The following is a 25,241-nucleotide window of genomic DNA, read 5'->3' as shown; positions in this document are numbered from 1 at the left end:
GCAAAACACTTCCGAAACTCCATTAAAAACCATCTCATGAAAAGTCCGATTTTCTCTTTATTTACCATCATGTTTCTTCTTTTGGGTTGTTCCGAAAAGCAGCACGAACATGCTGCAACCGATTGCAATGATTCCTATTTCGATTATTCGAATAGCGAGGATCAGCTTACCGGCGGAATTAAAATGATTCCTATTACTACCGAAAAAGGCACCTTCGACGTTTGGACCAAAAGAGTGGGAAACAATCCTAAAATGAAAGTGCTGCTGCTACACGGTGGTCCGGGTGGGACACACGAGTTTTTTGAAAGCTTCGATGGTTTTATGCCCAAAGAAGGCATCGAATACATTTATTACGACCAACTGGATTCTTATTACAGCGACCAGCCCAACGATTCTACCTTATGGACTACCAAGCATTTTGTGGAAGAAGTGGAACAGGTACGCAAAGCGCTAGGTCTTGACAACAATAATTTCTACCTGCTAGGGCAATCCTGGGGCGGAATTTTAGCTATGGAATACGCGCTAAAATATCAGGATAATCTGAAGGGACTCATCGTCTCTAACATGATGGCAAGCATACCTGAATATGAAAAATACGCCTCCGAAGTACTGGGGCCACAAATGCCCGCCGAAATTTACGCCGAAATTAAAGCGATGGAAGTTAAAAACGACTTCGGGAATCCAAGATATGCCGAACTGGTAACGCAACATTATTATACCGAGCATTTCTTGCGAATGCCAACAGACAATTGGCCCGAATCGGTAAATCGGGCCATGAAACACCTCAACCCGAATATTTACATCGCCATGCAGGGATACAGTGAATTTGGAATCACCGGAGATGCATCCTTAAAAGGATGGGATGTTTCCGGCAAATTAAATACGCTCAAAGTTCCTACCTTGATGATTGGTGCTACCTACGATACGATGGATCCCAAATACATGGAATGGATGGCTTCGGAAGTGCAAAACGGACGCTTCTTATTGTGTCCTAACGGAAGTCATTTATCTCAATACGACGATCCAAAAAACTACTTTCCGGGCGTTATTCAATTTATAAAAGATGTGGATTCGGGAGCATTTTAAAGCCATGAAATCATTTGTACTATTAGTTACGACTCTCGTTTTTAGTTCTTGTGAGATTCAAGTAAAAGAACCCCTGCCAGACCCATTACAAGCAGGTTGGGAGCAGCAGGCAGTCTGTGAAATTTTACAGGAGAATTCAGAACTAAGGGTGTTACAATGCACCTTCCCTCCCGGCGTAGGTCACGAAAGACATTATCATAATGCACATTTTGGGTATACTCTGGCCGGGAGTAAATTCCGAATTAAAGACACTACAGGTACTAGGGAAGTGAATGTTCCTACCGGATACAATTATTATAACGAACGCATCGAATGGCACGAAGTCTTAAACATTGGCGACAGTACGGCTGTGTTCTTAATTTTTGAACCAAAATAAAGAAATTAGTATCTTTAAATAAAACTTTGTTATGGTAGTAGACGTAATTTTCTTAGCGCCGTATGCCCTTTTATTATTGCGTATCATTATTGCGATCATATTTTTCTCAAGCGGAAAAAGTCATATGCAAAATCCTGAGGAAAGAGGTAAAAGTATCGGGATGTCTCCCGCAGCCACGACTGTTTTGGGTGCAGTCGAATTAATTGCGGCAATTTCTATTGCCTTTGGACTTGCGGCCCAAATTGGAGCTGCAATAATTATGATGGTTATGCTGGGTGCTATGCAGAAAAAAATAATGGTTTGGAAAACCGGTTTTTATGAAGAAAAGGGGTACGGTTGGCACTATGACCTTTTGTTGTTTGCAGGAGCTTTTGTCATTCTGGTTACGGGAGGTGGATTGCTTGTGATATTTTAATTTGAGGTTATTCTAAAATTTTTCGAGCAAATTTTCTATTCTACATTTTAATTCGATTAAAACTGTATGGATTCTTATATCTTTGAGAGGAGAACCCTATTACCCTTTAACCAACGAATCAATGAAAATATCGACCATCACCTTTTTTCTCAGCGCCATTTTTTGTGTAACTCTTTCAGCTCAAAACCGAAGCATCCCAATCGATACTTTGATTGTTACACAACATAATTCAACAATTAACGGAACAAAAATTTCATATACTGCAACTGCAGGAATGCAGCCTGTTTGGGATGAACTCGGAAAGCCTGTCGCCACCCTTCAGTATACCTATTACAAGCGCACCAACGCAGGCAATAACGAAACCCGTCCTTTGCTTATTTCCTTTAACGGAGGTCCGGGATCGGCTTCGGTGTGGATGCATGTTGCCTATACCGGCCCAATGGTTTTAAATATCGATGACGAAGGTTATCCGGTGCAGCCGTATGGAGTGAGCGAGAATCCGTATTCGGTGTTGGATGTTGCCGATATTGTATTTGTGAATCCTGCGAATACCGGATATTCCCGAACTATTCCCGAAAGTGGGAAAGAAGTAGATCGCGATAAATTCTTCGGAATAAATGCCGATATAAAGTATCTGGCTACTTGGGTAAATACCTTTGTGAGTCGGCACAACCGCTGGCGTTCTCCAAAGTATATAATTGGTGAGAGTTACGGAGGCACACGCGTTGCAGGCTTGGCACTGGAGCTTCAGGAATCCCAGTGGATGTACCTCAACGGAGTAATTATGGTTTCCCCGGCCGATTATCAGGTTTTTAACAGCGATGCAGCGGTGGCGTCAGCATTAAATCTGCCTTATTTTACAGCGGCTGCATGGCATCATAAAATGTTGCCTTCGGCATTGCAGCAAAAAGATTTAACTGATGTATTACCCGAAGCCGAAGACTTTGCTATAAACTCCCTAATGCCGGCATTGGCCAAAGGCGGATTTATTGGTGAAACCGAAAAAAATAATGTAGCCGAAAAAATTGCCTACTACTCAGGGCTATCCAAAAAATCGATCCTCCAAAACAATCTCGATGTGCCAACACAGTTTTTTTGGAAAGAATTATTGCGTGACAAAACAGGAAACACTATTGGGCGTTTGGATTCCCGTTATTTAGGATTGGACCGAAGCGAAGCCGGAATTCGCCCCGATTACAGTGCCGAACTTACTTCATGGTTGCATTCCTTTACCCCGGCAATTAATTATTACTTACGGGAACACCTTCATTTTATTACCGATACCAAATACAATATGTTTGGAAATGTACATCCGTGGAATAACGAAAACAATAATGTTCGTGATGATTTGAGACAGGCAATGGCAGAAAACCCATACCTTAACGTTTTGTTTCAAAGTGGTTATTACGACGGGGCTACTACCTATTTTAATGCGAAATATACCATGTGGCAAATTGATCCCAGTGGGAAGATGAAAGATCGTCTGAGTTTTCAAGGTTATCGAAGCGGCCATATGATGTACCTTCGGCGGGAAGACCTGAAAGCAGCCAATGACCACTTACGAGCCTTTATTCAAAATACGGCTGCCAAAGGAAAAGCGGCTAAATATTGATCTAAATTGCTCATCTAAAAAATAATAACCATATGAATTATCTTTTTCAATACATCGTTACGCAGGTTATAAAGAGTAAGCCGCAAGGCAAACATCTTTCGAAAACCAAGCAACAATATGAGAAAGAGCTCAGAGCTGCTAAAGTTGAATTCTCACACTTGATCAAAGACAGTGCTTTGATAGTTTTGGGAGTTATTTCAGCAAGTATAGGGTTAAAGGGTTTTTTGCTTCCCAATGCATTTATCGATGGAGGAGTTACGGGTATATCTCTTATTTTAACCGACATTACAGGGCTTTCATTATCCTTGTTTTTAGTTGCGGTAAACCTTCCGTTTATAATTCTGGGACTTTCTACCGTCGGCAAGAATTTTGCAATTCGTAGTCTTTTAGCCATTGCTATTTTGGCTATTTCAGTGCACTTTATTGAACTTCCCACAATCACCGACGATAAACTATTAATAGCGGTATTTGGAGGGTTCTTTTTGGGAGCAGGAATAGGTCTGGCCATTCGAGGAGGTGCTGTGATAGACGGGACAGAAGTATTGGCAATATATATCAGTAAGAAAACAGCGCTTACAATTGGTGATGTAATTTTGCTCTTTAATGTTCTGATTTTTGGTGTCGCAGCTTACATTTTTTCAACCGAAACAGCGCTCTACGCAATGCTTACTTATTTGGCAGCATCCAAGACTGTCGATTTTGTCGTATCCGGTATTGAAGAATATGTAGGGGTAACGATTATTTCAGATTTTAGTGAAGATATTCGATTAGCCATCATTGAAAAAATGGGAAGGGGATGTACTATCTATAATGGAAAAAGAGGTTTTGGAAAAAGAGGTGACCGTTTAAAAGATTCAGATATAATTTATACCCTCATTACGCGTTTGGAGCTTGCCAAATTGCAGACTGAGATAGATAAAATTGACAAAGATGCCTTTATTGTAATGCATAGTATCAAGGACGCCAAGGGAGGAATGATAAAGAAAAGACCTCTAAAATAATATATTAATTAAGTCGAAGCTACCATTTTTCTATACTTAGATGGTGACATGCCTGTCTTCTGTTTAAATATCCTGTTAAAGCTTGCTTTGGATTGAAAACCACAATCGTAGGCAATCCCTAATAGTGTATATTTTGCGTTTTCGGGGTTTTGTAACCGCTCCTTCACTTCAGCGACACGGTATTCATTAATAAAATTGTAAAAATTTATGTTAAGATGCTGATTCAAAAGTTCCGATAATTTTTTATCCGTAATTTTCAACTCATTTGAAATGTCGGAGAGGCTCAACGATTCATTTAAATAAATCTTATCTCCTTCCAAAAGTGAATATAGCTTTTCCTTTAGCTGATTGATTTCTATTTCTGAAAAAGTATCCAAGTGCCGGATAGGCCGCTGTAATTTCGAGTCGGGTTTAATCTCACTTTCTTTGATATCGACAGTTGAAACATCGACAATTAGAAAATTAGGAAGTAAAATATTGGACTGGAACATCCCTTTGTAGCCCAAAAAACTATACAATCCAACAAATAAAAAGGCGATTACTGTTCCAATATTCCATGAAATTGGGGGGAAAATAAGTTCGTAGACAGAGAAAAAGCTATCTAAAATTATAATCCCCATTAATCCAATAATTAAGTATTCGGCCCATCGCAGATTGTTCTCATCTATAAAGGAATAACTCTCTTCGGATCCTCGATTAATTTGCTTTACCAATTGTAATGCCAGAAAGGCGTATACTATAAAATAGATATTCTCTCCAATATTGATATAATCCCCAACAATCATATAATTGTCATGATAGGATCTGAAAATATTTGCTCCAAGACTCAGTGCAATTGGCAACGATACTAAAAACCAAAATATATAAAACGGCGTCAAATGAAGTAAAAGCGGGCGTACAATCTTTTCCTTTGGAAAAATTAAAGACTTAATGTAAAACAGCAAGACAGGTCCTAGCAAGAATCCGGCACCATTACCGAATAAAATTGCGACGGCGCCTAAAACTTGAGATCTATGCAGATAGGAATAGTAATACAACAAGAAGAAAAAGGAACTGGCAAAAAATAGTATGAGCAGTTTTTTTGAAAAACTTGTGTGCGATTTAAGCAAAAAAATAACGAACAAGCCCAGAAGAGACATGCCCGCTATTAATATAAAATCTACAAACATGATCCACTTTTCCATACCGAAAAGTAGCACATAATTTGTAGATTTACAAAACGTATTTCCTCGTTGGAAAAACTAGTCCTTAATTATTTTAAGACTAGGGTAGTTTCCAATTTTTAAAAAGTAAAGTCCTTTTGTAATTTGATGAAAATCGATGCTTTGATTTTGACTAAGTGTTCCACTTAAAACAAGCTGTCCCATCGTATTAAAAATTCTAAATTCACTTCCCGCTAAACTCTCTTTTCCGGTGACAAAAAGTTGGTTTTGAACCGGATTGGGATAGAACCCTATCGATGCGCCTTGTGCGTCCGGATTATTTAAAATTTCGGTATCCATTTTTATTAGGTAGCTGTCTCTAAAATCGATAGCTGTAATTATTTCAGAATTTCCGGCCTCCGGATTAATATCTACAACAGTTTGAAAATGAGCCGATAGATAAACATTATTTGATCCATCGATGCCCATACAATTAGTATCTATAAGGTCAACACCTCCAAATTGGAATGCCGCGATAAAGTTGCCATCATTTGAAAGTCTTACTAAAAAGGCATCCATTGCATTGGGTGATTCTTTTGTTAACAGGTATTCATTAGTAGTTGATGGGTCGAAATCTACAGTCCCATCAAAATAGCCGGTCGAAAAGACATCTCCATTTGAAGCAACCGCAATATCAAACGCGAAGAACGCATTTTCATCACCTATTTGTCGAGCCCATATCACATCTCCAGAACCATCAATTTTCATTACAAACCCATTATAGGCAACATCGGATGTAAATATATAATCCGGATTTCCTGAGTTTGGAGCAAAGTTTACAATCCCATTAAAATAACCGGTTAAATAAATATTATTCTGCGTATCGGTAGTAATAGCCCTGCTCAGGGTTTCTCCGCCTTCTGTGAATGCGGCTTTTACAAATTCTCCTGAGGCGGTAAGATGTAGCATATATCCGGAAAAATTTCCTACACCGGTTACCAAATGTTCGTTCAAATCATCTGGATCAAAATCGGCTGTCCCTGAAAAAGACCCGGTAATAAATATATCACCCGAATTGCTTATTTGCATCCCAAGCCCTAAATCCATCTCCGGCCCTCCATATCTGTTGGCTGAAATAAAATCTCCGTTCTCATCCAAACGCAAAATAAAACTATCTGCTGCACCTAAAGATGACATCATATATTCTGCGGCTCCGGGGTCAAAATCGACCGGTTCATAAAAATACCCAAGAACAATAACATCTCCATTTGGAGCAATCCCGATAGATGTAGTTTCTTCATAATCTGAGCCTCCAATACTTCTGGCCCATAGAAAGCCTCCATCCTCGTTGAGTTTTAACACAAAAATATCCAAACCTCCTGCAGAAGTAAGCAGAGTTGTACCAATCCCCGGATCAAAATCTACGGTCCCTTCGTACACTCCGGTAACATAAATATTTCCATCGGTATCGGTGGTTATCCCCACGGCATATTCAAAGAATTCTCCTCCAATGTTCGTGGCCCATACCAGATTTCCGCCACTGTCTGTTTTTTGAACAAACACATCAAAAAAACCATTGGAAGTTAGAGGATATTCTATTGCCGGATTTATGTCAAAATCGGCTGTATCTGAAAAATACCCTGTAGTATAGGTAGTACCGTCGTTAGTTACATGCATTGCCCGTACAACATCTTCCCCGATGCCTCCAAAACCTCCACCCCAATCGTACATTTGAGCACTGCCCGATGCGGACAGTAAAAGAATCAAAAATAATTGAACGTAATTAATTAATTTCATAGCTTTTAAATTTTATTAATGAATACTTCGCCGGCGGCGAAACTGAGTACAAAACAACTAAGAAATTGAAACTAAAAAGACCTATTGGAAGCAATGAGACTTATTTTCTGAAGAAAATCACACTATCTGTAGGATCTGTTTTGAGATTAAGCCGGAAAAACTATTAAAAATAACTAGCGCTATTCCTCCTCTCCTTTTTCCCCTTTCTCGAGACGCTTTTCCAGTTCGGCTTGAAATTCTTCCATAACCGGTTTTACAGTACTTTCGGGAAGATCGGCGATTCGAATATACATCAACCCATCCACCGCATTGTTAAACAGAGGGTCTACATTAAACGCAACTACCTTTGCATTTTGTTTGATGTATTTTTTTATTAAAACCGGAAGTCGTAAGCTGCCGGGCTCCACCTCATCGATAATCTTGTCGAATTTATTGAGATCTGCCTCACTTTCATCAAAGATAAAATCCTTATCGGCATCCTTCAGTTTTACCTTAAACTCTTTCTTCGGATTGATATATTGCGCGACATACGGATCGTAATAATTGGATTTCATAAACTCAATCATCAACGATTTGGAGAATTCAGAGAATTTATTGCTAATACTCACCCCACCTATCAAAAATTTGTGTTCAGGATAGCGCAACGTAGTGTGTACAATTCCTTTCCAAAGTAAAAACAGCGGCATCGGGCGAAGCTGATATTCCTTTATAATAAAGGCGCGTCCCATTTCGATGGATTTACTCATCATGGAATACAATTCGGGCTCAAAACGGAACAGGTCCTGTAAATAAAAGCCGTCGATTCCGTATCTGGGAAATATCATGGAACCCAATCCCATTCTATAGGCACCTGCCATTTTTCGGGCGTCGTTATCCCACAAAAACATATGGTGGTAATAACTGTCAAATTTATCGAGGTCGGTTGCCTTATTGGTTCCTTCACCCACTTCCCGAAACGTAATCTCACGCAACCTTCCAATTTCCTGTAAGGTGTTAGGGATAAGGTCTGCCTGGGCCAAAAAGACTTCATAATTCTTGCTTATAAGCAGGCGTTTGTCGGCAACGCGCAATGCTTCCATTTCGGCTTCCATTTTTTCTACCGAAATTGCACCGGCAATTTTCTTGGGAGGCTTCGGTATTTTTAAATTCTTCGGAATGTTATCCAACAATGTTTTCTTCTGAAAAGGATTCGCCAGCACATAAGTTTTCTTTCTAAGAAATTCAGTAAACGCATCCAGGCTTTCGTGTTCTCTTTGGTCTTCTGCCGAAATAGGATTCCCAATACGCACTTTTATTACGCGCTCTTTCTGTGTTAACAATTCGGAAGGCAGTTTCGCAGTGCGCAACGTATCACTCAATTTTGCCAACCTGTAAAAGAATTTACTGTTTTTGGCGTGAAAATAAATTGGAACCACAGGCACTTCAGCCTTCTTTACAAGCTTCATGGCTGCAACTTCCCAGGGTTTGTCTACCACCAACTTGCCATCTCTATAGGTCGAAACTTCGCCGGCCGGGAAAATACCCAAAGGATGACCATCCCTTAAATGTGTAATCGCTGCCTTAAAACCCATCAAACTACTTTTAACGTCTTTTCTGTCTTCAAACGGATTTACCGGCATCACATAGGGTTTTAAAGGTTCGATGCGATGTAACAGGAAATTGGCGATTATCTTAAAATCGGGACGATGTTCAAGCAGTAGTTTCAGAAGTAAAATTCCGTCAATGCCGCCCAGAGGATGATTGGAAATGGTTATAAACGCTCCTGTTTTTGGAAGGCGCTTTAAATCTTCTTCGGGAATTTCAAATTTAATTTCAAATTCATCAAGTAGCGCATTGATAAACTCGAGATTACTAAGGTGCTTGTTTCTATCATAAATTTTATTCATGGTAGAAATATTTAACACCTTCATTAAAATCCATCCCATGGACGTGCCTAAAAAGCCGAATTTATCGACATTAATAGCCTTGGCTACTTCTTTGGCATTCACTAATCCCATGGAGAGTTCTTTGGTTGTTACGAAAGACAAATATAGCGAAACAATCTGTACTATTCTTTTACCACTACCTGTACTGTCTCCCTACTTTCCTGCTTTAAAAGAACTTGTTTATTTTCGGTAAGGGCCTTAATCTCTGATGGTTTTGAATGTCGAACGGTATACAAGGTCACCCCTTCGTTCCATTTTACTTTAAATCGCTCACGCAACTTTGCCAATAAAGGCTCCAAAGTATCGTATTTGTTGTCTACGCAAACCGAAAAGCTAATGGCCGAATTCTGAATTAATTCCACCTTCATTTTAAATTCATGCAGCCAGCGAAACACATCGCCAATATGATTTTCCATCATAAAGCTGAAATCCAAAGAAGACAAGGAAATAAGCACCTGATTTTTCTTTAGAATAAAACAGGAAATAAGCGGATTTAATAACACACCCTTTCCAACACAGGTTCCCGGGTTTAAGGGCTCCAAAAAGGATTTTACAAACAAGGGAATTTCCTTGCGCTGCAAGGGTTGTAGAGTTTTCGGGTGAATTACTGAAGCGCCGTAAAACGCCAATTCAATCGCTTCACGGTATGAAATATGATTCAACAAGGTGGTTTTACTGAAATACCTCGGGTCGGCATTCAACACACCGGGTACATCTTTCCAAATCGTTACACTGTCTGCATTGAGACAATACGCAAAAATCGCAGCCGTGTAATCACTACCCTCACGTCCCAGCGTAGTTGTGAAATTATTGGTGCTTTCGGACCCTAAAAATCCTTGAGTAACCGTAATCCCTTTTTTACCAACCTTCTCTTGAATGGCTTGCTGCGTCGATTCCCAGTTTACATTGGCATCGCGATAGTTGGCATCGGTATGAATACAGCTGCGAACGTCTAAAAAGATATTTTTGATTCCGTGATCCTGAAGATATTCTGAAACAATGGTTGTTGAAATAAGTTCTCCAAAAGAAACCACCTGATCGTAGATAAAGGCGTGGTTTCTGGATTTCGATCTTTTTAAAAACCCTTTTAATTCTTTAATAAGGACATTAATTTTTCCATATACCGGGTGAGATGTTGTGGCAAACAGTCCGGAAAGAATCTTCATGTGATAATCGTAAACATCGCTTACCGAAGCTTCCAAAGCGCTTTCATCTTTAAAAAAATTGGAAACCACCACTTCCAAAGCATTGGTCATTTTCCCCATGGCGGAGATGACCACTACAAGATTTTGCTCCCGGGTCGCTTCCAAAACAGCGACCACATTTTTAACGCCTTCGGCATCTTTTACAGAAGCCCCACCAAACTTAAAAACCTTCATTTATAACATTGTCTTTTAAAAACCCGATTTCTCTAAGCGTAATTACGCTTAGCTCAAAACCGAAAAACTATAACTTTTCTAAATAATTTTGCATTCCTTTTTCGTCCATATGCACCACATGCCAGTCCCGTAAAACATTAGCCCCGCTACGCTCATAAAACTTGATAGCGCCTTCATTCCATCCCAGAACCTCCCATTGCACCCGCTTCACACCTTTTTCATGACCAAATTTTAAAACCTGAGTATACAAGGCCTCTCCCACGCCTTTTCCGCGCATACGTTCCTTTACCACTAAATCTTCTAAATGCAGGGTGCGGCCCTTCCAAGTTGAAAATCGGAAATAGACCAAAGCCATACCTACAATCGTTGCTTCAAACTCGGCGACAAAGCAGGAAAACTTTGGATCTGACCCAAATCCTGCCTCTTGTAGATCTTCAACAGTAACTTCGACTGCATCGGGTTCTTTTTCAAAAACAGCGAGTTCAACAATAAGATCGCGAACACTGGACATGTCTTCTTTTGTAGCTTTTCGAATCTTTATTTCCATGACATGGGTTTTGCGTGACAAATATCGGGTTCATTTTCCTAAAAATCACGATATTTGCGCCAAATTCACATTACCTTATCCTTCACAATGGCAAAACAGAATCAGACCTTAGGCGAATTCATTATTGAAAATCAAAGTGAGTTTAAATATTCTTCCGGGGAATTATCCCGACTTATAAACTCTATTCGTCTGGCGGCAAAAGTGGTAAACCACGAGGTGAACAAAGCGGGATTGGTAGATATTTTGGGTGCGGCAGGGGATACCAACATTCAAGGAGAAGACCAACAAAAACTAGATGTCTACGCCAACGAAGCCTTTATTAAAACATTGACCAACAGAGAGATTGTCTGCGGAATTGCCAGTGAAGAAGAAGACGATTTTATTACAATACAGGGAAGAAACAAAAAGAACGACAACAAATATGTAGTGCTTATTGACCCTTTGGACGGTTCTTCAAACATCGATGTTAACGTTTCGGTGGGGACAATTTTTTCGATTTACCGAAGAATTACACCCGAAGGAATTCCCGTTACTTTAGATGATTTTCTACAACCGGGTAACCGCCAGGTAGCCGCGGGATATATAGTGTACGGAACCTCAACCATGATAGTCTATACAACGGGTCACGGGGTGAACGGTTTTACCTTAAATCCGGCAATTGGCACCTATTATTTGTCACATCCCAATATGAGATACCCCGAAAAAGGAAGTATATATTCTGTGAACGAAGGTAATTATGTTCACTTTCCGCAGGGGGTGAAAGATTATATAAAGTATTGTCAGAAGGAAGAAGAAGATCGCCCTTATACTTCACGCTATATAGGCTCTTTGGTATCCGATTTTCACAGAAATATGATAAAAGGAGGAATCTACATTTATCCCAATACTTCTAAAGACCCTGAAGGTAAATTACGCCTGCTTTATGAATGTAACCCTATGGCCTATATAGCAGAACAAGCCGGAGGGAAAGCGAGCAACGGTTTTCAACGTATTCTCGATATTCAACCTACAAAATTACACCAGCGTGTGCCCTTTTTCTGCGGAAGTAAATTGATGGTGGAAAAGGCCGAAGAATTTATGAAAAAACAATAAAAACTGTTAGACGCAATGCAAGCAGAAGCTTATTTCTTGTTCAATAAGTATCTGTAATCTTCCAAATCGAGTCCCCCACTATAAATTTGGATAGAACGTTTGATTAGTTTTTGAGCCAACTCCACAGAATATCCCAAACCAATGGCATATCTTTCAATTAGAAATCGCTCGTGATCGTCAATTTCGTGATCGGCAAAGATCATTTCAAATAAATCGTGCATCCGCTCCAAACGTTTTTCGGAGGTATTGGGTGGATTGATAGGGTATTTTGTAGGATTTTTTAATACTTGCGTATATTCAGATTCGCTAATATCCAATTTTCTCGCAAACCGTTTCAACATCTTTTCCTCTTCAGGATTTATGTCTCCGTCCACTGCTGCAATACTGGCAATGGAGGCAAAGTGTCCAAGGTTTCGGGAATGTTCTCCACTTTCAAATAAATCTGTAAATGACATAGTTCAATTTTATAGTACAAATATAAAACTAGTATTTTACTTTTTGGGAAAACACCACGTAAAAAACACCTATCCAAAACTTTTTGAAGCAAGGAAAATTTCACTTTTAAGTAGTATCTTCCCTCTATGCTAGCAAATCAGAAACATCGCTTTAATTTATCGGAAGAGGCCATCTATCTCAACGGTGCTTATATGGCGCCGCAGCTGCGTTCGGTAGAACAAATTGGCATTGAAAGTCTTCGGAAAAAAGCTTCCCCTTTTTTTATTTCTGAAAGTGATTTCTTTTCTGAAAAAATAGTGCTAAAACAACGTTTTGCGCAACTCATAGAAGCCCCGGATCCCGAATGTATCGCTATAATTCCCTCGGTATCCTACGGAATTGCAACCGTAATTAAGAATATTGAGTTCAAAAAAGGTGACGAAGTTGTAGTCCTTGAAGAACAATTTCCCAGTAATTATTACGCCTGGAAACAGTTGGAAACCGAAAAAGAAGTTGTGCTCAAAATAATAAAAGCTCCCAAACTCGAAGTGGGACGTGCCGAACGTTGGAATGAAGCTTTGCTGGAAGCAATTTCATCGAAAACCAAAGTTGTTGCCATCCCGAATATTCACTGGGCCGATGGCACACTTTTCAACCTAAAACTTATAAGAAAACGCACTGTCGAGGAAGGTGCCTATTTAATTATTGACGGAACACAAAGCGTTGGCGCCTTGCCCTTTTCTATCGCCGAAATACAACCCGATGCGCTAATATGTGGCGGATACAAATGGTTGTTGGGAGCCTATGGTTTGGGACTTGCCTATTACGGCGAAAAATTCCATCATGGGAATCCGTTGGAAAACAACTGGATGAATCACGAAGGGAGCGAAAACTTTTCGAATCTGGTAAATTACAACGAAAACTTTAAACCAAAAGCCACGCGCTTCGACGTGGGAGAATCCAGTAATTTTATTCTTACCCCCATGCTTTCGGAAGCTATTCGGCAATTGTTGGAATGGACTCCGGCTGCCATTCAGGAATATTGCAAAAACCTTACGCAAGATTTTTTAAAACAGCTTCCAAAAAACGAGTATTACGTTGAAGATCCAAAATTTAGAGCCCATCATTTATTCGGAATTTACAGCACGCAGGGAAAAACAATTGCTGCACTGAAAGAAGAGATTTCAGCTAAGAAAATAGTGGTTTCCTATCGTGGTAATGCCATTAGAGTATCTCCTAATGTCTATAATTCTCCCGAAGAAGTAGAAAAACTAATTTCTTGTTTCATATCATAAATCCCCGTACTATCTTTGCCCTTTTATGAGTAAAGCCCTTGTTTCTACGCTTTTTGCACAGTCTTCGTCCACCCGAAAACTAGGGAAAGCTATTTCCAATTCTGAAACCAATATCTCAATCTCCGGACTCGTTGGCTCGGCAACCGCTTTAGTAATTGCCGAAGTATTTAAAAAAGCTGAACTTCCCTTTCTAGTGATTTTAAACGACAAGGAAGAAGCGGCCTATACCCTCAACGATCTTGAAAATTTATTGGGCGATCAAAATGTCCTGTTTTATCCGGGAAGTTACCGCAGACCCTATCAAATTGAAGAAACAGATAATGCCAATGTGCTGTTGCGGTCTGAAGTATTAAATAGAATAAACTCCCGAAAAAAACCCGCACTAATTGTTACCTACCCTGAAGCCTTATTCGAAAAGGTGGTGACCCGAAAGGAACTGGAACGCAACACCTTAAAGATTGCAGTGAATGACAATCTTTCCATCGATTTTGTTAATGAAGTGCTCTTTGCCTACAATTTTAAACGGACTGATTTTGTTACCGAACCGGGCGAATTTTCGGTGCGTGGTGGTATTCTGGATGTATTTTCATTCAGCAACGACGAACCGTATCGTATCGAATTTTTTGGAGATGATGTGGACAGTATCCGAACCTTCGATGTAGAAACACAGCTCTCTTTGGAACAGGTGAAAAAAGTTTCCGTTATCCCGAATGTGGAGAATAAAATGATGGACGAACAACGGGAAAGTTTTCTGAAATACATCGCTTCAAAAACGGTTGTTTTTTTAAAAAATGAGGAGCTCCTAAGCAGTAACATCGACAAACTCTTCAAAAAGGCCTCCGAAGCATTTCAGCAAACAAAAGGGGAAATGAAAATGAGCGAACCCGAGGAACTATTCACCACCTCCGCTCTACTGAAAAAACAGCTTTCAGAATTTACAACGGTTACCATCAACGCGAAAACTGCCGGCGACAATGCGATTGCATTTCATACCAATCCGCAGCCTTCGTTTAACAAACAATTCAATTTATTGATAGAAAACCTGAATGCCAATGCGGCCGATGGTTATAAAAACTATATTTTCTGCAGCAGCGAGCAACAGGCAAAACGCTTTCACGATATTTTTGAAGATGCAGACCAGAAGGTGGATCAGTTCGAAACGGTGGTATTTCCGTTGTATCAGGGCTTTATAGATCTGGACAACAGAAACATTTGCTATACCGACCATCAAATTTTTGAACGCTATCACAAGTTTCAGCTTAAGAATGGATATGCCAAAAAGCAGGCGATAACACTAAAGGAACTAACCAATTTGGAAGTGGGAGATTATGTAACCCATATAGATCACGGGATTGGGAAGTTTGGCGGACTCCAAAAAATAGACGTGGAAGGCAAGATGCAGGAAGCCATAAAATTAATTTATGGTGAACGCGATATTCTCTACCTCAGCATACATTCTTTACACAAAATTTCGAAATACAACGGGAAGGACGGGACCACCCCAAAGATTTACAAACTGGGAAGTGCCGCCTGGAAAAAACTGAAGCAGAAGACCAAAACACGAGTCAAGGAAATTGCCTTTAATTTAATTGAATTGTACGCCAAACGACGACTACAAAAAGGATTTGCCTTCGATCCCGATTCGTATTTACAACTTGAGTTGGAATCCTCCTTTATTTATGAAGATACTCCCGACCAGATTACTTCCACCGAAGATGTAAAACGCGATATGGAAAATGAACGCCCTATGGACCGACTTGTTTGTGGAGACGTTGGCTTCGGAAAGACAGAGGTGGCAGTACGTGCTGCTTTTAAGGCGGTAGACAACGGCAAACAGGTTGCCATTTTAGTGCCTACCACCATTTTGGCGTTTCAGCATTACAGAACCTTTTCGGAACGTTTATCCGAAATGCCCGTAAATGTTGATTATTTAAACAGATTTAGAACCGCCAGGGAACGCCGTACTGTTCTGGACGATCTAAAAAGCGGTAAGCTCGATATCGTGATTGGGACCCACCAGTTAGTAAACAAATCGGTTGAATTTAAAGACCTCGGCTTGCTCATAATTGACGAAGAACAAAAATTTGGTGTCGCTGTAAAAGACAAGCTGAAAACAATTAAAGAGAATGTAGACACACTTACATTAACCGCAACACCTATTCCAAGAACGCTTCAGTTTAGTTTGATGGCTGCACGGGATTTGTCGGTAATTACTACCCCACCTCCTAACAGATATCCGGTAGAGACGCATGTAATTCGTTTTTCGGAAGAGACCATTAGAGATGCCATTCGATATGAAATATCGCGCGGCGGACAAGTTTTCTTCGTGCACAACCGTATTGAAAACATTAAGGAAGTAGCCGGGATGATTCAACGTCTGGTTCCCGATGCCAAAATTGGTATTGGCCACGGACAGATGGAAGGAAAAAAACTGGAAACACTCATGCTGGCTTTTATGAACAATGAGTTTGATGTGCTGGTTTCTACCACGATCATTGAAAGTGGGTTGGATGTTCCTAACTCCAATACCATTTTTATTAACAACGCCAATAATTTCGGGCTATCCGATTTACACCAGATGCGCGGACGTGTGGGCCGAAGCAATAAAAAAGCATTCTGTTATTTTATCACCCCTCCATTTTCAGCCATGACCGACGATGCCAGAAAACGTATCACGGCTTTGGAGCAATTCAGTGATTTGGGAAGCGGTTTGAATATAGCTATGAAGGATTTGGAAATACGCGGTGCCGGCGATTTGTTGGGCGGCGAGCAAAGCGGATTCATCAATGAAATAGGATTTGAAACCTATCAAAAGATTTTGGCGGAAGCCATCGATGAACTCAAGGAGAAAGAATTTAAAGACCTATATGCGGGTTCTGAACATGAGAAAAAGGATTTTGTAAAGGAAATGGTAATCGATACCGATTTCGAATTGCTCTTCCCCGATGATTATGTAAACAATATCACCGAACGTCTCAATCTGTATACAAAACTGAACGAATTAAAGACAGAAGCAGAGCTTCAGAAGTTTGAAAAGGAATTGATTGACCGATTTGGTGCCTTGCCCAAACAGGCCCGGGATTTACTAAACAGTGTACGTATAAAGTGGATTGCAATCGCCATGGGTTTAGAGCGTGTGGTAATGAAAAAGGGCAAGTTGGTAGGCTATTTTGTGAGCGACCAGCAAAGTGCTTTTTATCAGAGTACCGCGTTTACGAAAGTGCTTCAGTATGTGCAAAACAATTCAAATTCGGTAAAAATGAAGGAGAAGGAAACCCGTACGGGCTTGCGATTGTTACTTACCATCGAAGGTGTAAAAACGGTAAACAATGCCCTGCATGTGTTACGGTCTTTTCAGTAATAAAATTATCTTTTTAGATACTCTTATTTATAAATGTCGGGTAAATGTCGGGTGAAATTCCGGTAAAATACTTGCGTTGTTCCCATCCTGATTGTAGTATTGCCTAACAATTACAATATATCCATGAGACAACCTGAATTGGGGAAAAAAATTACCGAGCTGCGTAAGATAAAAGGATTGACGCAGGAGGAATTGGTAGCGCAGTGCAATATCAATGTGCGCACCATTCAGCGTATAGAAGCCGGAGAGGTTACTCCCAGAAGCTATACAGTGAGAACAATTTTTGAGGTGTTGGGATACGATTTGGAAGAACTTGAAGGGGAAACATCCAAAACCAACTCTGAATTTGACCGATTAATTCTGCCTACTTTATCGAGCACTAAAGAAAAACGATTTCTTATTTCTAATCTGAAAATAGCGTGTATTGGGGGTATTATTTACTTCCTTACAGGTTTTATTGAATTTGCCTTAGACTATGCCCGATTTTATGAAAACGAACTTATTTGGGGTGAAGCCGGTTACATTAGCCTAAAGTTTATTGTCCTGGGGAGTTTTATTTATTTTATACGTGGCTTTTTTCTCCTTGGAAAAGTATACAGAAACTACCTGCTTAAAATAGGAGCCTTTTTACTTATTACGATAAACATCCTCTTTTATGCGTACGATATGGTTTCGCTCTACCTCGATTTATTTTACATAGAATATGTGTTGGTAGTTCAAATGCTTTTTTACGGAATGGGTGGTTTCGTTTTAGGATTTGCAACCTTAAAATTGGCTCCTTTTGCCGGCACACTAGCCTCGGTTGCCGGAGGTTTAAAAATTGCGTGTTCTGTATTTTTTTTAACTGTTATTCTGGGATGGTTAGGCTATATGCTGCTTATTCCTACCGTTTTTGTTCAAATCGTGTTACTCTATAAGATTAGCGAGTTTATTAAAGATAAAACAGCGAATCCCCGGGAGGATTAAAAATGATAAAAAGCATTTTCGAAATGTTCAATTTTCTCAATGTTTTTATTTTTTAGTACTGAAATAATATCGAATCGGACTTCCATGTCTAAATCGTTTCTTACTACATATTCATTAGCGGCTTTCACCAGAAGCTTAATTTTACCCTTGGATACAAAGTCCTGCGGATCCCCAAAATAATCACTGTTGCGCGTTTTAACCTCAACAACAACCAGGAAGTCGTCTTTCTGTGCGACAATATCTATTTCGGCCTTGTCGAACACAAAATTACGTTCCAAAATAGCAAATCCGTTTCGTAACAGGTAGTCTGCTGCCAGTTGCTCTCCTATGTTTCCAAGTTCATTGTGATAAGCCATTTTTGATATACGATTGTAGATTTACGATTTACGATTTGGGATTTGGGATTTGGGATTTGAAAATTTGAGCTTTACGATCTTGGGTTCAACTTTCAAATCGACCATTCTTCCTAGAATTAACGCTCGATTATCCTGAATATGTCCGGCCGGAAGGTGAAAGCACAGCGGAAATGTATATTCCGAAACAGTTTCCGAAATAATTTCCTCGGCACTTTTTCCGAAGGGTTTAGTATTATCGCGCATATCACTCATTCCGCCTACAATTAACCCTTTGAGGTTTTCAAAATATCCGTTTCGCTTCAAATTTTGCATCATTCGATCGATATGGTACAGATATTCATCCAGGTCTTCAATAAAAAGAATTTTCCCGGCTGTGTTTATGGCTGAACTACTTCCGCAAAGCGAATACAAAAGTGATAAATTGCCTCCTACCAGCATTCCTGAAGTCGTTCCGTTTCTATTTAGTTTCCCTTCCGAAGCATACTCAATGGAAAAGTCTTTTCCGAAAAGAGCATCTCTAACCGAAGTACGTGTAGCCTCCGTTTTACTATCTATTTCCATCGCCATATTGGCGTGTACTGATTCAATATTGAAATTGTGCACATGCGAATGCAACACTGTCACATCACTATACCCGACGATCCATTTGGGATTTTTTTTAAATTCTGAAAAGTTTAGCCTATCGATGATCCGTACCGTCCCGTAGCCGCCTCTAGCACACCAGATCGCTTTTACCGAAGCATCGTCCATCATATTCTGAAAGTCTTTGGCGCGTAAGGTATCATCTCCGGCAAATTGATGGGCTTCGGCTTCTATGGAGATGCCCAACTTGGCCTGTAATCCCCAGGATTCTAACAATTGTAAAAAAGGCTGTAGTTCCTCTTTGGAAATTTTGCGGGCTGTGGATACAATTCCAACTGTATCGCCTTTTTGAAGGAATGGAGGTGTAGTCATTTATAAGAAATCTAAAAAAGTAAAGCACCCAAATTAGCACATTTATATGTAATTTTGTGCCTGCTTATCCCTAAAGGTAGGCTTTTCCGAAAAAAATGAGTCTAGATATTAAAAGATACACCATCACCGCAGCCTTACCCTATACCAACGGTCCTGTACATATAGGTCATTTAGCAGGGGTATATGTTCCGGCCGATATTTATGCGCGATTCCAGCGTATACAAGGTAAAGATGTCGCCTTTGTCTGTGGAAGTGACGAACACGGTGTGCCAATTACCATCAAAGCAAAAAAGGAAGGAATTACACCGCAAGAGGTGGTCGATAAATACCATGCAATTATTAAAAAATCGTTTGAAGACTTCGGAATTTCATTCGATAATTATTCCCGCACCTCAGCAAAAATACACCACGAAACAGCGTCTCATTTCTTTAAAAAATTATACGAAGACGGAAAGTTTAGTGAAGAAGTAACCGAACAATTATACGATGCTGAAGCCGGACAGTTTCTGGCAGATCGTTTTATAATTGGTACCTGTCCCAAATGCGGATTTGAAGAAAGTTACGGTGACCAGTGTGAAAATTGCGGTACCTCACACAATGCCACCGATCTTATTAATCCGAAAAGCGCAATTACCGGGGCAGTACCTACCTTAAAAGAAACAAAACACTGGTTTTTGCCCTTAGATCAATATGAAGATTGGTTGAAAGAGTGGATTCTGGAAGATCATAAAAAAGATTGGAAAACCAATGTGTACGGACAATGTAAGTCGTGGATTGATGACGGACTTCGACCCAGAGCAGTTACTCGTGATTTGGACTGGGGAATTCCGGTGCCAATAGACGGAGCCGACGGTAAGGTCTTGTATGTATGGTTTGATGCACCTATTGGATACATTTCGGCAACCAAGGAATGGGCTACACGGGAAGGAAAGGACTGGGAACCGTATTGGAAGGACGAAGGCTCCAAATTATTACACTTTATAGGAAAGGACAACATTGTATTTCACTGTATCATTTTCCCAAGTATGCTGAAGGCCGAAGGCAGTTATATTGTCCCGGATAATGTTCCGGCAAACGAATTCCTGAATCTGGAAGGCAATAAAATTTCTACCAGTAAGAACTGGGCAGTGTGGTTGCATGAATATTTGGAAGAGTTTCCAAATCAGCAGGACGTTTTGCGCTATGTTTTAACAGCCAATGCTCCCGAAACCAAGGACAACGATTTTACATGGAGTGACTTTCAGGCGCGCAACAATAACGAATTGGTGGCGGTATTCGGGAATTTTATAAATCGTGTTGTTGTGCTTACCAATAAGTATTACGACGGGTTGGTGCCGGCGCCTTCCGTTTTTTCAGAAATAGACACACAAACACTCGATGAATTAAAAGCCTATCCTGCTGTAATTGCCAGTTCTATAGAACGCTATCGTTTCCGCGAAGCGCAGATGGAATTGATGAATGTCGCGCGATTAGGAAACAAATATCTGGCCGACGAAGAGCCGTGGAAAACCATAAAAACAGACGAAGAGCGCACCAAAACAGTGTTGTATGTCGCCTTGCAAATTGCTTCGGCATTGGCAGTTTTAAGTGAGCCGTTTTTACCATTCACCTCTAAAAAATTAAAATCCATGCTCTGTCATGCTGAGCTTGTCGAAGCATCTACATGGAATGACGTTTCTTCAAAATCCGAACTCCTTCCTACAGGACATACTATTGGGGAAGGCGAATTACTTTTCAGCAAAATAGAAGACGAACAAATTCAGACACAATTAGAAAAATTACAAGCCAGTAAAAAGGAAAACCAAGCCATGAATGCAACTGTAACCCCACAGAAAGAAACCATACAATTTGACGATTTTACGAAACTCGACATGCGGGTGGGTACTATTTTGGAAGCTGAAAAAATGCCCAAGGCAAAAAAATTACTGGTATTGAAAGTAGATACGGGTATCGATGTACGAACCATTGTTTCGGGGATTGCCGAAAGTTTTACTCCTGAAGAGATCATTGGTAAAAAAGTAACCGTACTTGTAAATTTAGCTCCCAGAGCCTTACGCGGTGTAGACAGTGAAGGGATGATCCTTATGACTGAAACACCCGACGGAAAGCTGGTATTCGTAAATCCGGGAGAAGAGGGTGTGCAAAATGGAGCAACCATAAACTAACAAAAACTGTTATTATTTCTTTGAGTTGTAAACCAACTCAATTTTATCCTCTACATTGCTGTTAATTATTATTTTAGAAGCAGTATATTACTGAGGTTAAAGTATCCTTCGAACGATTTCGTTCAAGAAATTTTTGCTTATCCCCGCCCTATATTTTAAGTACAATACGCAACTGTGATGCTAGAGAGTGATTTGCATTCTCTATAAAAATATTGGATAAAAGAACTCAAACCAAAAATAGTATGATTTCAAAAGCACTTGCTTTTTTAACCAATTTCCTCAATCAAGAGCTACGCCTAAACTCCGGGGTGGATGAAGATTTGGTCATTGCCGGCAGTCTCATCAATCCGGATGGAAGCATTGCCGAAAACGTTGAAAACAAAATTGTGGTTTCGGTACTTAACATTGAGCATGAAACCTTTATGAAATCCCCAAGTGCCCATAAAACCGATGGAGGAAATCCCTTAGGAAAACTAACTCCCCCCATCAACTTAAATCTTTATTTAATGGTTTCGACGAACTTTAACAGCTATTTGAATGGCCTTAAAATACTTTCGTCGGTATTAACTTCCTTACAAGCAAATCCCTATTTCACAAAACAGGAGCATCCTACAATGCAACAGCCTCTAACGAAACTATCGCTTGAGATTTACAATATGCCTTTTACTGAATTAATTCATATTTGGAGCGGCATAGGTGCAAAGTATGTACCTTCAATTGTTTACAAAATGCGAATGATGACTATTCAAGAAGAAAAAATTAAGAAAGAAATTCCGGCGATTACAGGTTTGGGGAATAAGACCAATCTAAAATAACAAACTATGAGTATACACTATCACAAATGGTTGGAACTTAATGTAGCATACAATCATAATTTACATTTAACTTAAAAAAGATGCTAATTTAAATTTTAAAATCATGGCAGACGACGGCTCACAACAAGGACCCTCCTGGCCCCTACCAAAGTTTTACTTTACGGTAAGTCTAGGTTCACCGGACAATATTGTTTCGTTTCAGGAAGTATCCGGCTTGGAAACAGAAACACAACCCATTGAGTACAGGCACGGGGACAGCAAACTATTTTCAACCATTAAAATGCCGGGGATAGCCAAAACAGGAAATGTGACTCTTAAAAAGGGAATTTTTGTTAACGATAATAATTTCTGGCAATGGTACAATGCTATTGAAATGAATACCATAAAAAGGGGAACTGTAATTATAAAGTTAATGGATGAATCGGGTACACCAACCATGACCTGGACGCTGTCTAATGCTTGGCCTACCAAGATCACAGGAACCGATATGAAATCGGATGCAAACGAAGTTGCAGTCGAAACATTAGAACTCTCTCACGAAGGACTCACTATTGCAAACGGAGGTTAATGGAAGAAGCACATCCATCTGTTTCCTTTAATTTTCGGTTAAGTCTTAGTGGATTAGCGGGGCTTTCGGATGCATCGTTTACAGAAGTATCCGGTATTTCAATGGAAATGAACACTGAAGAAATAGCAGATGGCGGGAACAACAGCTTTAAGCATCGGGTTCCTACTTCTGCAAAATTTTCAAATCTTATTTTAAAAAGAGGCTTAATTTCGAAGAATTCTGAAATAGCGAACTGGTGTCTGGAGACATTTAGTGAAGGTTTATCCGGCAATATTTCTACAAAGACAGTTGTAGTTACATTGTTAAATGAAAACGGTCTGCCTCTAAAAGCTTGGAAGTTTGTAAATGCCAGGCCGATAAAGTGGTCGGCGTCTGGTCTCAATTTAATGAACAACGAGATACTTATTGAAACTTTGGAATTTGCGTACAGCTATTGTGAAGAGGTTGGCGTATAAATCAGTAATAAATTCTAAATTATGATCCTAAAAAACACATAATACTCTTAAACAAAAAAGGCGGGAAGTTCCCGCCTTTTTTAGTTTGGTTGTCAATTTACTTGCCTCCCAAAAGTAACAACTCGTTGCACACAACTTCTGTGGCATAGCGCTTTTGACCTTCCTTGTCTTCGTAAGAACGATGGGTGAGTTTCCCTTCTACGGCTACCTCTTTTCCTTTGGTAACGTAGTTCTCAATAATTTCGGCAGTTTTCCCCCAGGCCACTACATTGTGCCATTGGGTGTCGGTAACGCGTTCCCCTTGCTGATTTTTATACGATTCGTTTGTGGCGATACTAAATTTTGCCAATTTCTTTCCCGAGTCCATTGTGATAATTTCCGGGTCATTTCCTAAGTTTCCAATCAACTGTACTTTGTTTCTAAGCGTGTTCATAATACTAATTTTTAATGTTAAACAGTTAAGACAGTTGAACCACGATGATTCAACACTGCAAATATGAAACAGCTTCCAAATAATATTCGGTTGTTACCCACTTACTATCATTTATAGTTGTTTGTAAACGTTTGTTTCGCTTTACAGCGCCGAAAACATCAAAAACTATTCAATATCTACATCTTAACAGGATTAAATTATTGAATTAGAAAAAGCAAGCAGTCGATAAAAAAGAAAAAAAGAAAAAGTCGTGGTCGGGATTCAAGAAATGTGACCTTACCAAATTTTAAAGGGAAACCGCCGCAACCTTTTAGTAAAACATACATTTGTAAGTTTCGCTGTCTTTCTTTATTAGTTACCCCGAAAATAATAGATTTACCCATTATCTTTTTCTCGTTATCTTTGATTTAAATACTATGAATTTTCTCTAATTCCCTTAAACTATATGTCAAATTTCAATCCCAACGAAGACTATATTCTCGAAAATGAGCATCTCTTACTTCGTCCATTAACTATGGACGATATGGAACATTTGTCGGTTTTTTCATTGTACGAACCTCAACTTTGGACCTACTCCCTTATTCCTGCCAACGGACTCGAAAACCTGAAAAATTATATGGAATTCGCTCTAAAAGGAAGGACAGAAAAAACCAGTTATCCCTTTATTGTTTTCGACAAGCGTCATCAAAAATATGCCGGAAGCACTCGCTTTTACGATATTCAGGAAGGGCATAATACAGCCCAGTTGGGATATACCTGGTACGGAAGTGAATTTCAGGGAACCGGCTTAAACAAAAACTGCAAATACCTGTTGTTGGAATTTGCCTTCGAAAAAATAGGCTGGGATCGGGTCGAATTTCGTGCCGATGCCAATAATGCCCGGAGTATTGCCGCAATGAAAAGTATTGGCTGTGTCGAAGAGGGTATTTTGCGAAGTAATTGCAAAAGTGCAACGGGAAGGCGTGATAGTATTGTATTGAGTATCCTTCAGAAGGAATGGTACGACAGTGTGAAAAACAATCTTTTCAATAAAACACAAAGAAGTTAATTGCAACTTTTCCCCTGT

Annotated in this window: 23 protein-coding genes; 14 read left to right on the top strand and 9 right to left on the bottom strand. The window is 39.8% G+C overall.

Features of this window, described 5'->3' with window-relative positions; all coding sequences use genetic code 11:
- Positions 1 to 36: 36 nt before the first annotated feature.
- From ATE92_RS06110 to ATE92_RS06090, 5 genes are all read left to right on the top strand, one after another.
- A complete protein-coding gene (locus ATE92_RS06110) occupies positions 37 to 1,086 on the top strand; it encodes a proline iminopeptidase-family hydrolase (RefSeq protein ID WP_100802862.1) in 1,050 nt (349 codons plus the stop codon).
- A 4-nt stretch (positions 1,087 to 1,090) separates the two neighbouring features.
- Entirely contained in the window at positions 1,091 to 1,462 is a 372-nt protein-coding gene (locus tag ATE92_RS06105) for a cupin domain-containing protein (protein WP_157809572.1), read from the top strand.
- 31 nt (positions 1,463 to 1,493) lie between these two features.
- Positions 1,494 to 1,877 carry a DoxX family protein gene (locus tag ATE92_RS06100; protein WP_100802861.1) on the top strand — a complete coding sequence of 128 codons (384 nt, stop codon included), beginning with the start codon at positions 1,494 to 1,496 and terminating at the stop codon, positions 1,875 to 1,877.
- A gap of 121 nt (positions 1,878 to 1,998) precedes the next feature.
- Positions 1,999 to 3,489 (top strand): S10 family peptidase, encoded by a 1,491-nt coding sequence (locus ATE92_RS06095; protein ID WP_100804369.1) that lies wholly within the window; start codon positions 1,999 to 2,001, stop codon positions 3,487 to 3,489.
- A 32-nt stretch (positions 3,490 to 3,521) separates the two neighbouring features.
- Positions 3,522 to 4,490 carry a YitT family protein gene (locus ATE92_RS06090; protein ID WP_100802860.1) on the top strand — a complete coding sequence of 323 codons (969 nt, stop codon included), beginning with the start codon at positions 3,522 to 3,524 and terminating at the stop codon, positions 4,488 to 4,490.
- A gap of 8 nt (positions 4,491 to 4,498) precedes the next feature.
- Here ATE92_RS06090 and ATE92_RS06085 read toward each other — a convergent pair whose 3' ends face one another.
- From ATE92_RS06085 to ATE92_RS06065, 5 genes are all read right to left on the bottom strand, one after another.
- Positions 4,499 to 5,674 (bottom strand): AraC family transcriptional regulator, encoded by a 1,176-nt coding sequence (locus ATE92_RS06085; RefSeq protein ID WP_100802859.1) that lies wholly within the window; start codon positions 5,672 to 5,674, stop codon positions 4,499 to 4,501.
- Positions 5,675 to 5,731: 57 nt separating this feature from the next.
- Entirely contained in the window at positions 5,732 to 7,429 is a 1,698-nt protein-coding gene (locus ATE92_RS06080; protein WP_100802858.1) for a T9SS type A sorting domain-containing protein, read from the bottom strand.
- A gap of 179 nt (positions 7,430 to 7,608) precedes the next feature.
- Complete coding sequence (locus ATE92_RS06075) at positions 7,609 to 9,426, bottom strand: lysophospholipid acyltransferase family protein (RefSeq protein WP_100802857.1); 1,818 nt, start codon at positions 9,424 to 9,426, stop codon at positions 7,609 to 7,611.
- A gap of 50 nt (positions 9,427 to 9,476) precedes the next feature.
- Entirely contained in the window at positions 9,477 to 10,733 is a 1,257-nt protein-coding gene (locus tag ATE92_RS06070; protein WP_100802856.1) for an aspartate kinase, read from the bottom strand.
- 67 nt (positions 10,734 to 10,800) lie between these two features.
- Positions 10,801 to 11,280 (bottom strand): GNAT family N-acetyltransferase, encoded by a 480-nt coding sequence (locus ATE92_RS06065; protein WP_100802855.1) that lies wholly within the window; start codon positions 11,278 to 11,280, stop codon positions 10,801 to 10,803.
- A gap of 87 nt (positions 11,281 to 11,367) precedes the next feature.
- Here ATE92_RS06065 and fbp point away from each other — a divergent pair, with 87 nt between their 5' ends.
- The gene (gene fbp, locus ATE92_RS06060) at positions 11,368 to 12,372 is read left to right on the top strand and encodes a class 1 fructose-bisphosphatase (RefSeq protein WP_100802854.1); all 1,005 of its coding nucleotides are present in this window, start codon (positions 11,368 to 11,370) and stop codon (positions 12,370 to 12,372) included.
- A 29-nt stretch (positions 12,373 to 12,401) separates the two neighbouring features.
- Here the strand turns inward: fbp and ATE92_RS06055 are convergent, their stop codons facing one another.
- A complete protein-coding gene (locus ATE92_RS06055) occupies positions 12,402 to 12,827 on the bottom strand; it encodes a TerB family tellurite resistance protein (RefSeq protein ID WP_100802853.1) in 426 nt (141 codons plus the stop codon).
- A gap of 126 nt (positions 12,828 to 12,953) precedes the next feature.
- On the opposite strand from ATE92_RS06055, the gene ATE92_RS06050 reads away from it, so the two are divergent.
- The 3 genes from ATE92_RS06050 (at position 12,954) to ATE92_RS06040 (ending at position 18,429) form a co-directional block, all read left to right on the top strand.
- Entirely contained in the window at positions 12,954 to 14,102 is a 1,149-nt protein-coding gene (locus ATE92_RS06050) for an aminotransferase class V-fold PLP-dependent enzyme (RefSeq protein WP_100802852.1), read from the top strand.
- Positions 14,103 to 14,127: 25 nt separating this feature from the next.
- Positions 14,128 to 17,463, top strand: a complete 3,336-nt coding sequence (mfd, locus tag ATE92_RS06045) for a transcription-repair coupling factor (RefSeq protein WP_100802851.1) — start codon at positions 14,128 to 14,130, stop codon at positions 17,461 to 17,463.
- A 123-nt stretch (positions 17,464 to 17,586) separates the two neighbouring features.
- Entirely contained in the window at positions 17,587 to 18,429 is an 843-nt protein-coding gene (locus tag ATE92_RS06040; protein WP_100802850.1) for a helix-turn-helix domain-containing protein, read from the top strand.
- On the opposite strand, the gene ATE92_RS06035 is transcribed toward ATE92_RS06040, so the two are convergent.
- Both ATE92_RS06035 and ATE92_RS06030 read right to left on the bottom strand, forming a co-directional pair.
- Positions 18,426 to 18,785: a YraN family protein gene (locus ATE92_RS06035; RefSeq protein ID WP_100802849.1), complete on the bottom strand. Its 360-nt coding sequence runs from the start codon at positions 18,783 to 18,785 to the stop codon at positions 18,426 to 18,428. The genes ATE92_RS06040 and ATE92_RS06035 overlap by 4 nt on opposite strands.
- A 21-nt stretch (positions 18,786 to 18,806) precedes the next feature.
- Positions 18,807 to 19,739: an LD-carboxypeptidase gene (locus ATE92_RS06030; RefSeq protein WP_100802848.1), complete on the bottom strand. Its 933-nt coding sequence runs from the start codon at positions 19,737 to 19,739 to the stop codon at positions 18,807 to 18,809.
- Between the two features lie 95 nt (positions 19,740 to 19,834).
- Between ATE92_RS06030 and metG the strand changes: the two genes are divergently transcribed.
- From metG to ATE92_RS06010, 4 genes are all read left to right on the top strand, one after another.
- The gene (metG, locus tag ATE92_RS06025) at positions 19,835 to 21,904 is read left to right on the top strand and encodes a methionine--tRNA ligase (protein ID WP_100802847.1); all 2,070 of its coding nucleotides are present in this window, start codon (positions 19,835 to 19,837) and stop codon (positions 21,902 to 21,904) included.
- Positions 21,905 to 22,146: 242 nt separating this feature from the next.
- Positions 22,147 to 22,719 (top strand): DUF4255 domain-containing protein, encoded by a 573-nt coding sequence (locus tag ATE92_RS06020; protein WP_100804368.1) that lies wholly within the window; start codon positions 22,147 to 22,149, stop codon positions 22,717 to 22,719.
- A 103-nt stretch (positions 22,720 to 22,822) separates the two neighbouring features.
- A complete protein-coding gene (locus ATE92_RS06015; protein ID WP_100802846.1) occupies positions 22,823 to 23,287 on the top strand; it encodes a phage tail protein in 465 nt (154 codons plus the stop codon).
- The gene (locus ATE92_RS06010) at positions 23,287 to 23,742 is read left to right on the top strand and encodes a phage tail protein (protein WP_100802845.1); all 456 of its coding nucleotides are present in this window, start codon (positions 23,287 to 23,289) and stop codon (positions 23,740 to 23,742) included. The genes ATE92_RS06015 and ATE92_RS06010 overlap by 1 nt, the downstream gene beginning before the upstream one ends.
- A 97-nt stretch (positions 23,743 to 23,839) precedes the next feature.
- On the opposite strand, the gene ATE92_RS06005 is transcribed toward ATE92_RS06010, so the two are convergent.
- Entirely contained in the window at positions 23,840 to 24,175 is a 336-nt protein-coding gene (locus tag ATE92_RS06005; RefSeq protein WP_100802844.1) for a single-stranded DNA-binding protein, read from the bottom strand.
- A gap of 445 nt (positions 24,176 to 24,620) precedes the next feature.
- On the opposite strand from ATE92_RS06005, the gene ATE92_RS05995 reads away from it, so the two are divergent.
- Complete coding sequence (locus ATE92_RS05995) at positions 24,621 to 25,223, top strand: GNAT family N-acetyltransferase (protein WP_100802842.1); 603 nt, start codon at positions 24,621 to 24,623, stop codon at positions 25,221 to 25,223.
- Positions 25,224 to 25,241 lie beyond the last annotated feature (18 nt).

Origin of the sequence: Ulvibacter sp. MAR_2010_11 (genome assembly GCF_002813135.1) — a bacterium.
GTDB lineage: Bacteria > Bacteroidota > Bacteroidia > Flavobacteriales > Flavobacteriaceae > Altibacter.
The sequence above is the reverse complement of the archived record's forward strand: the minus strand, read 5'-3'. Positions and strand labels throughout refer to the sequence as shown.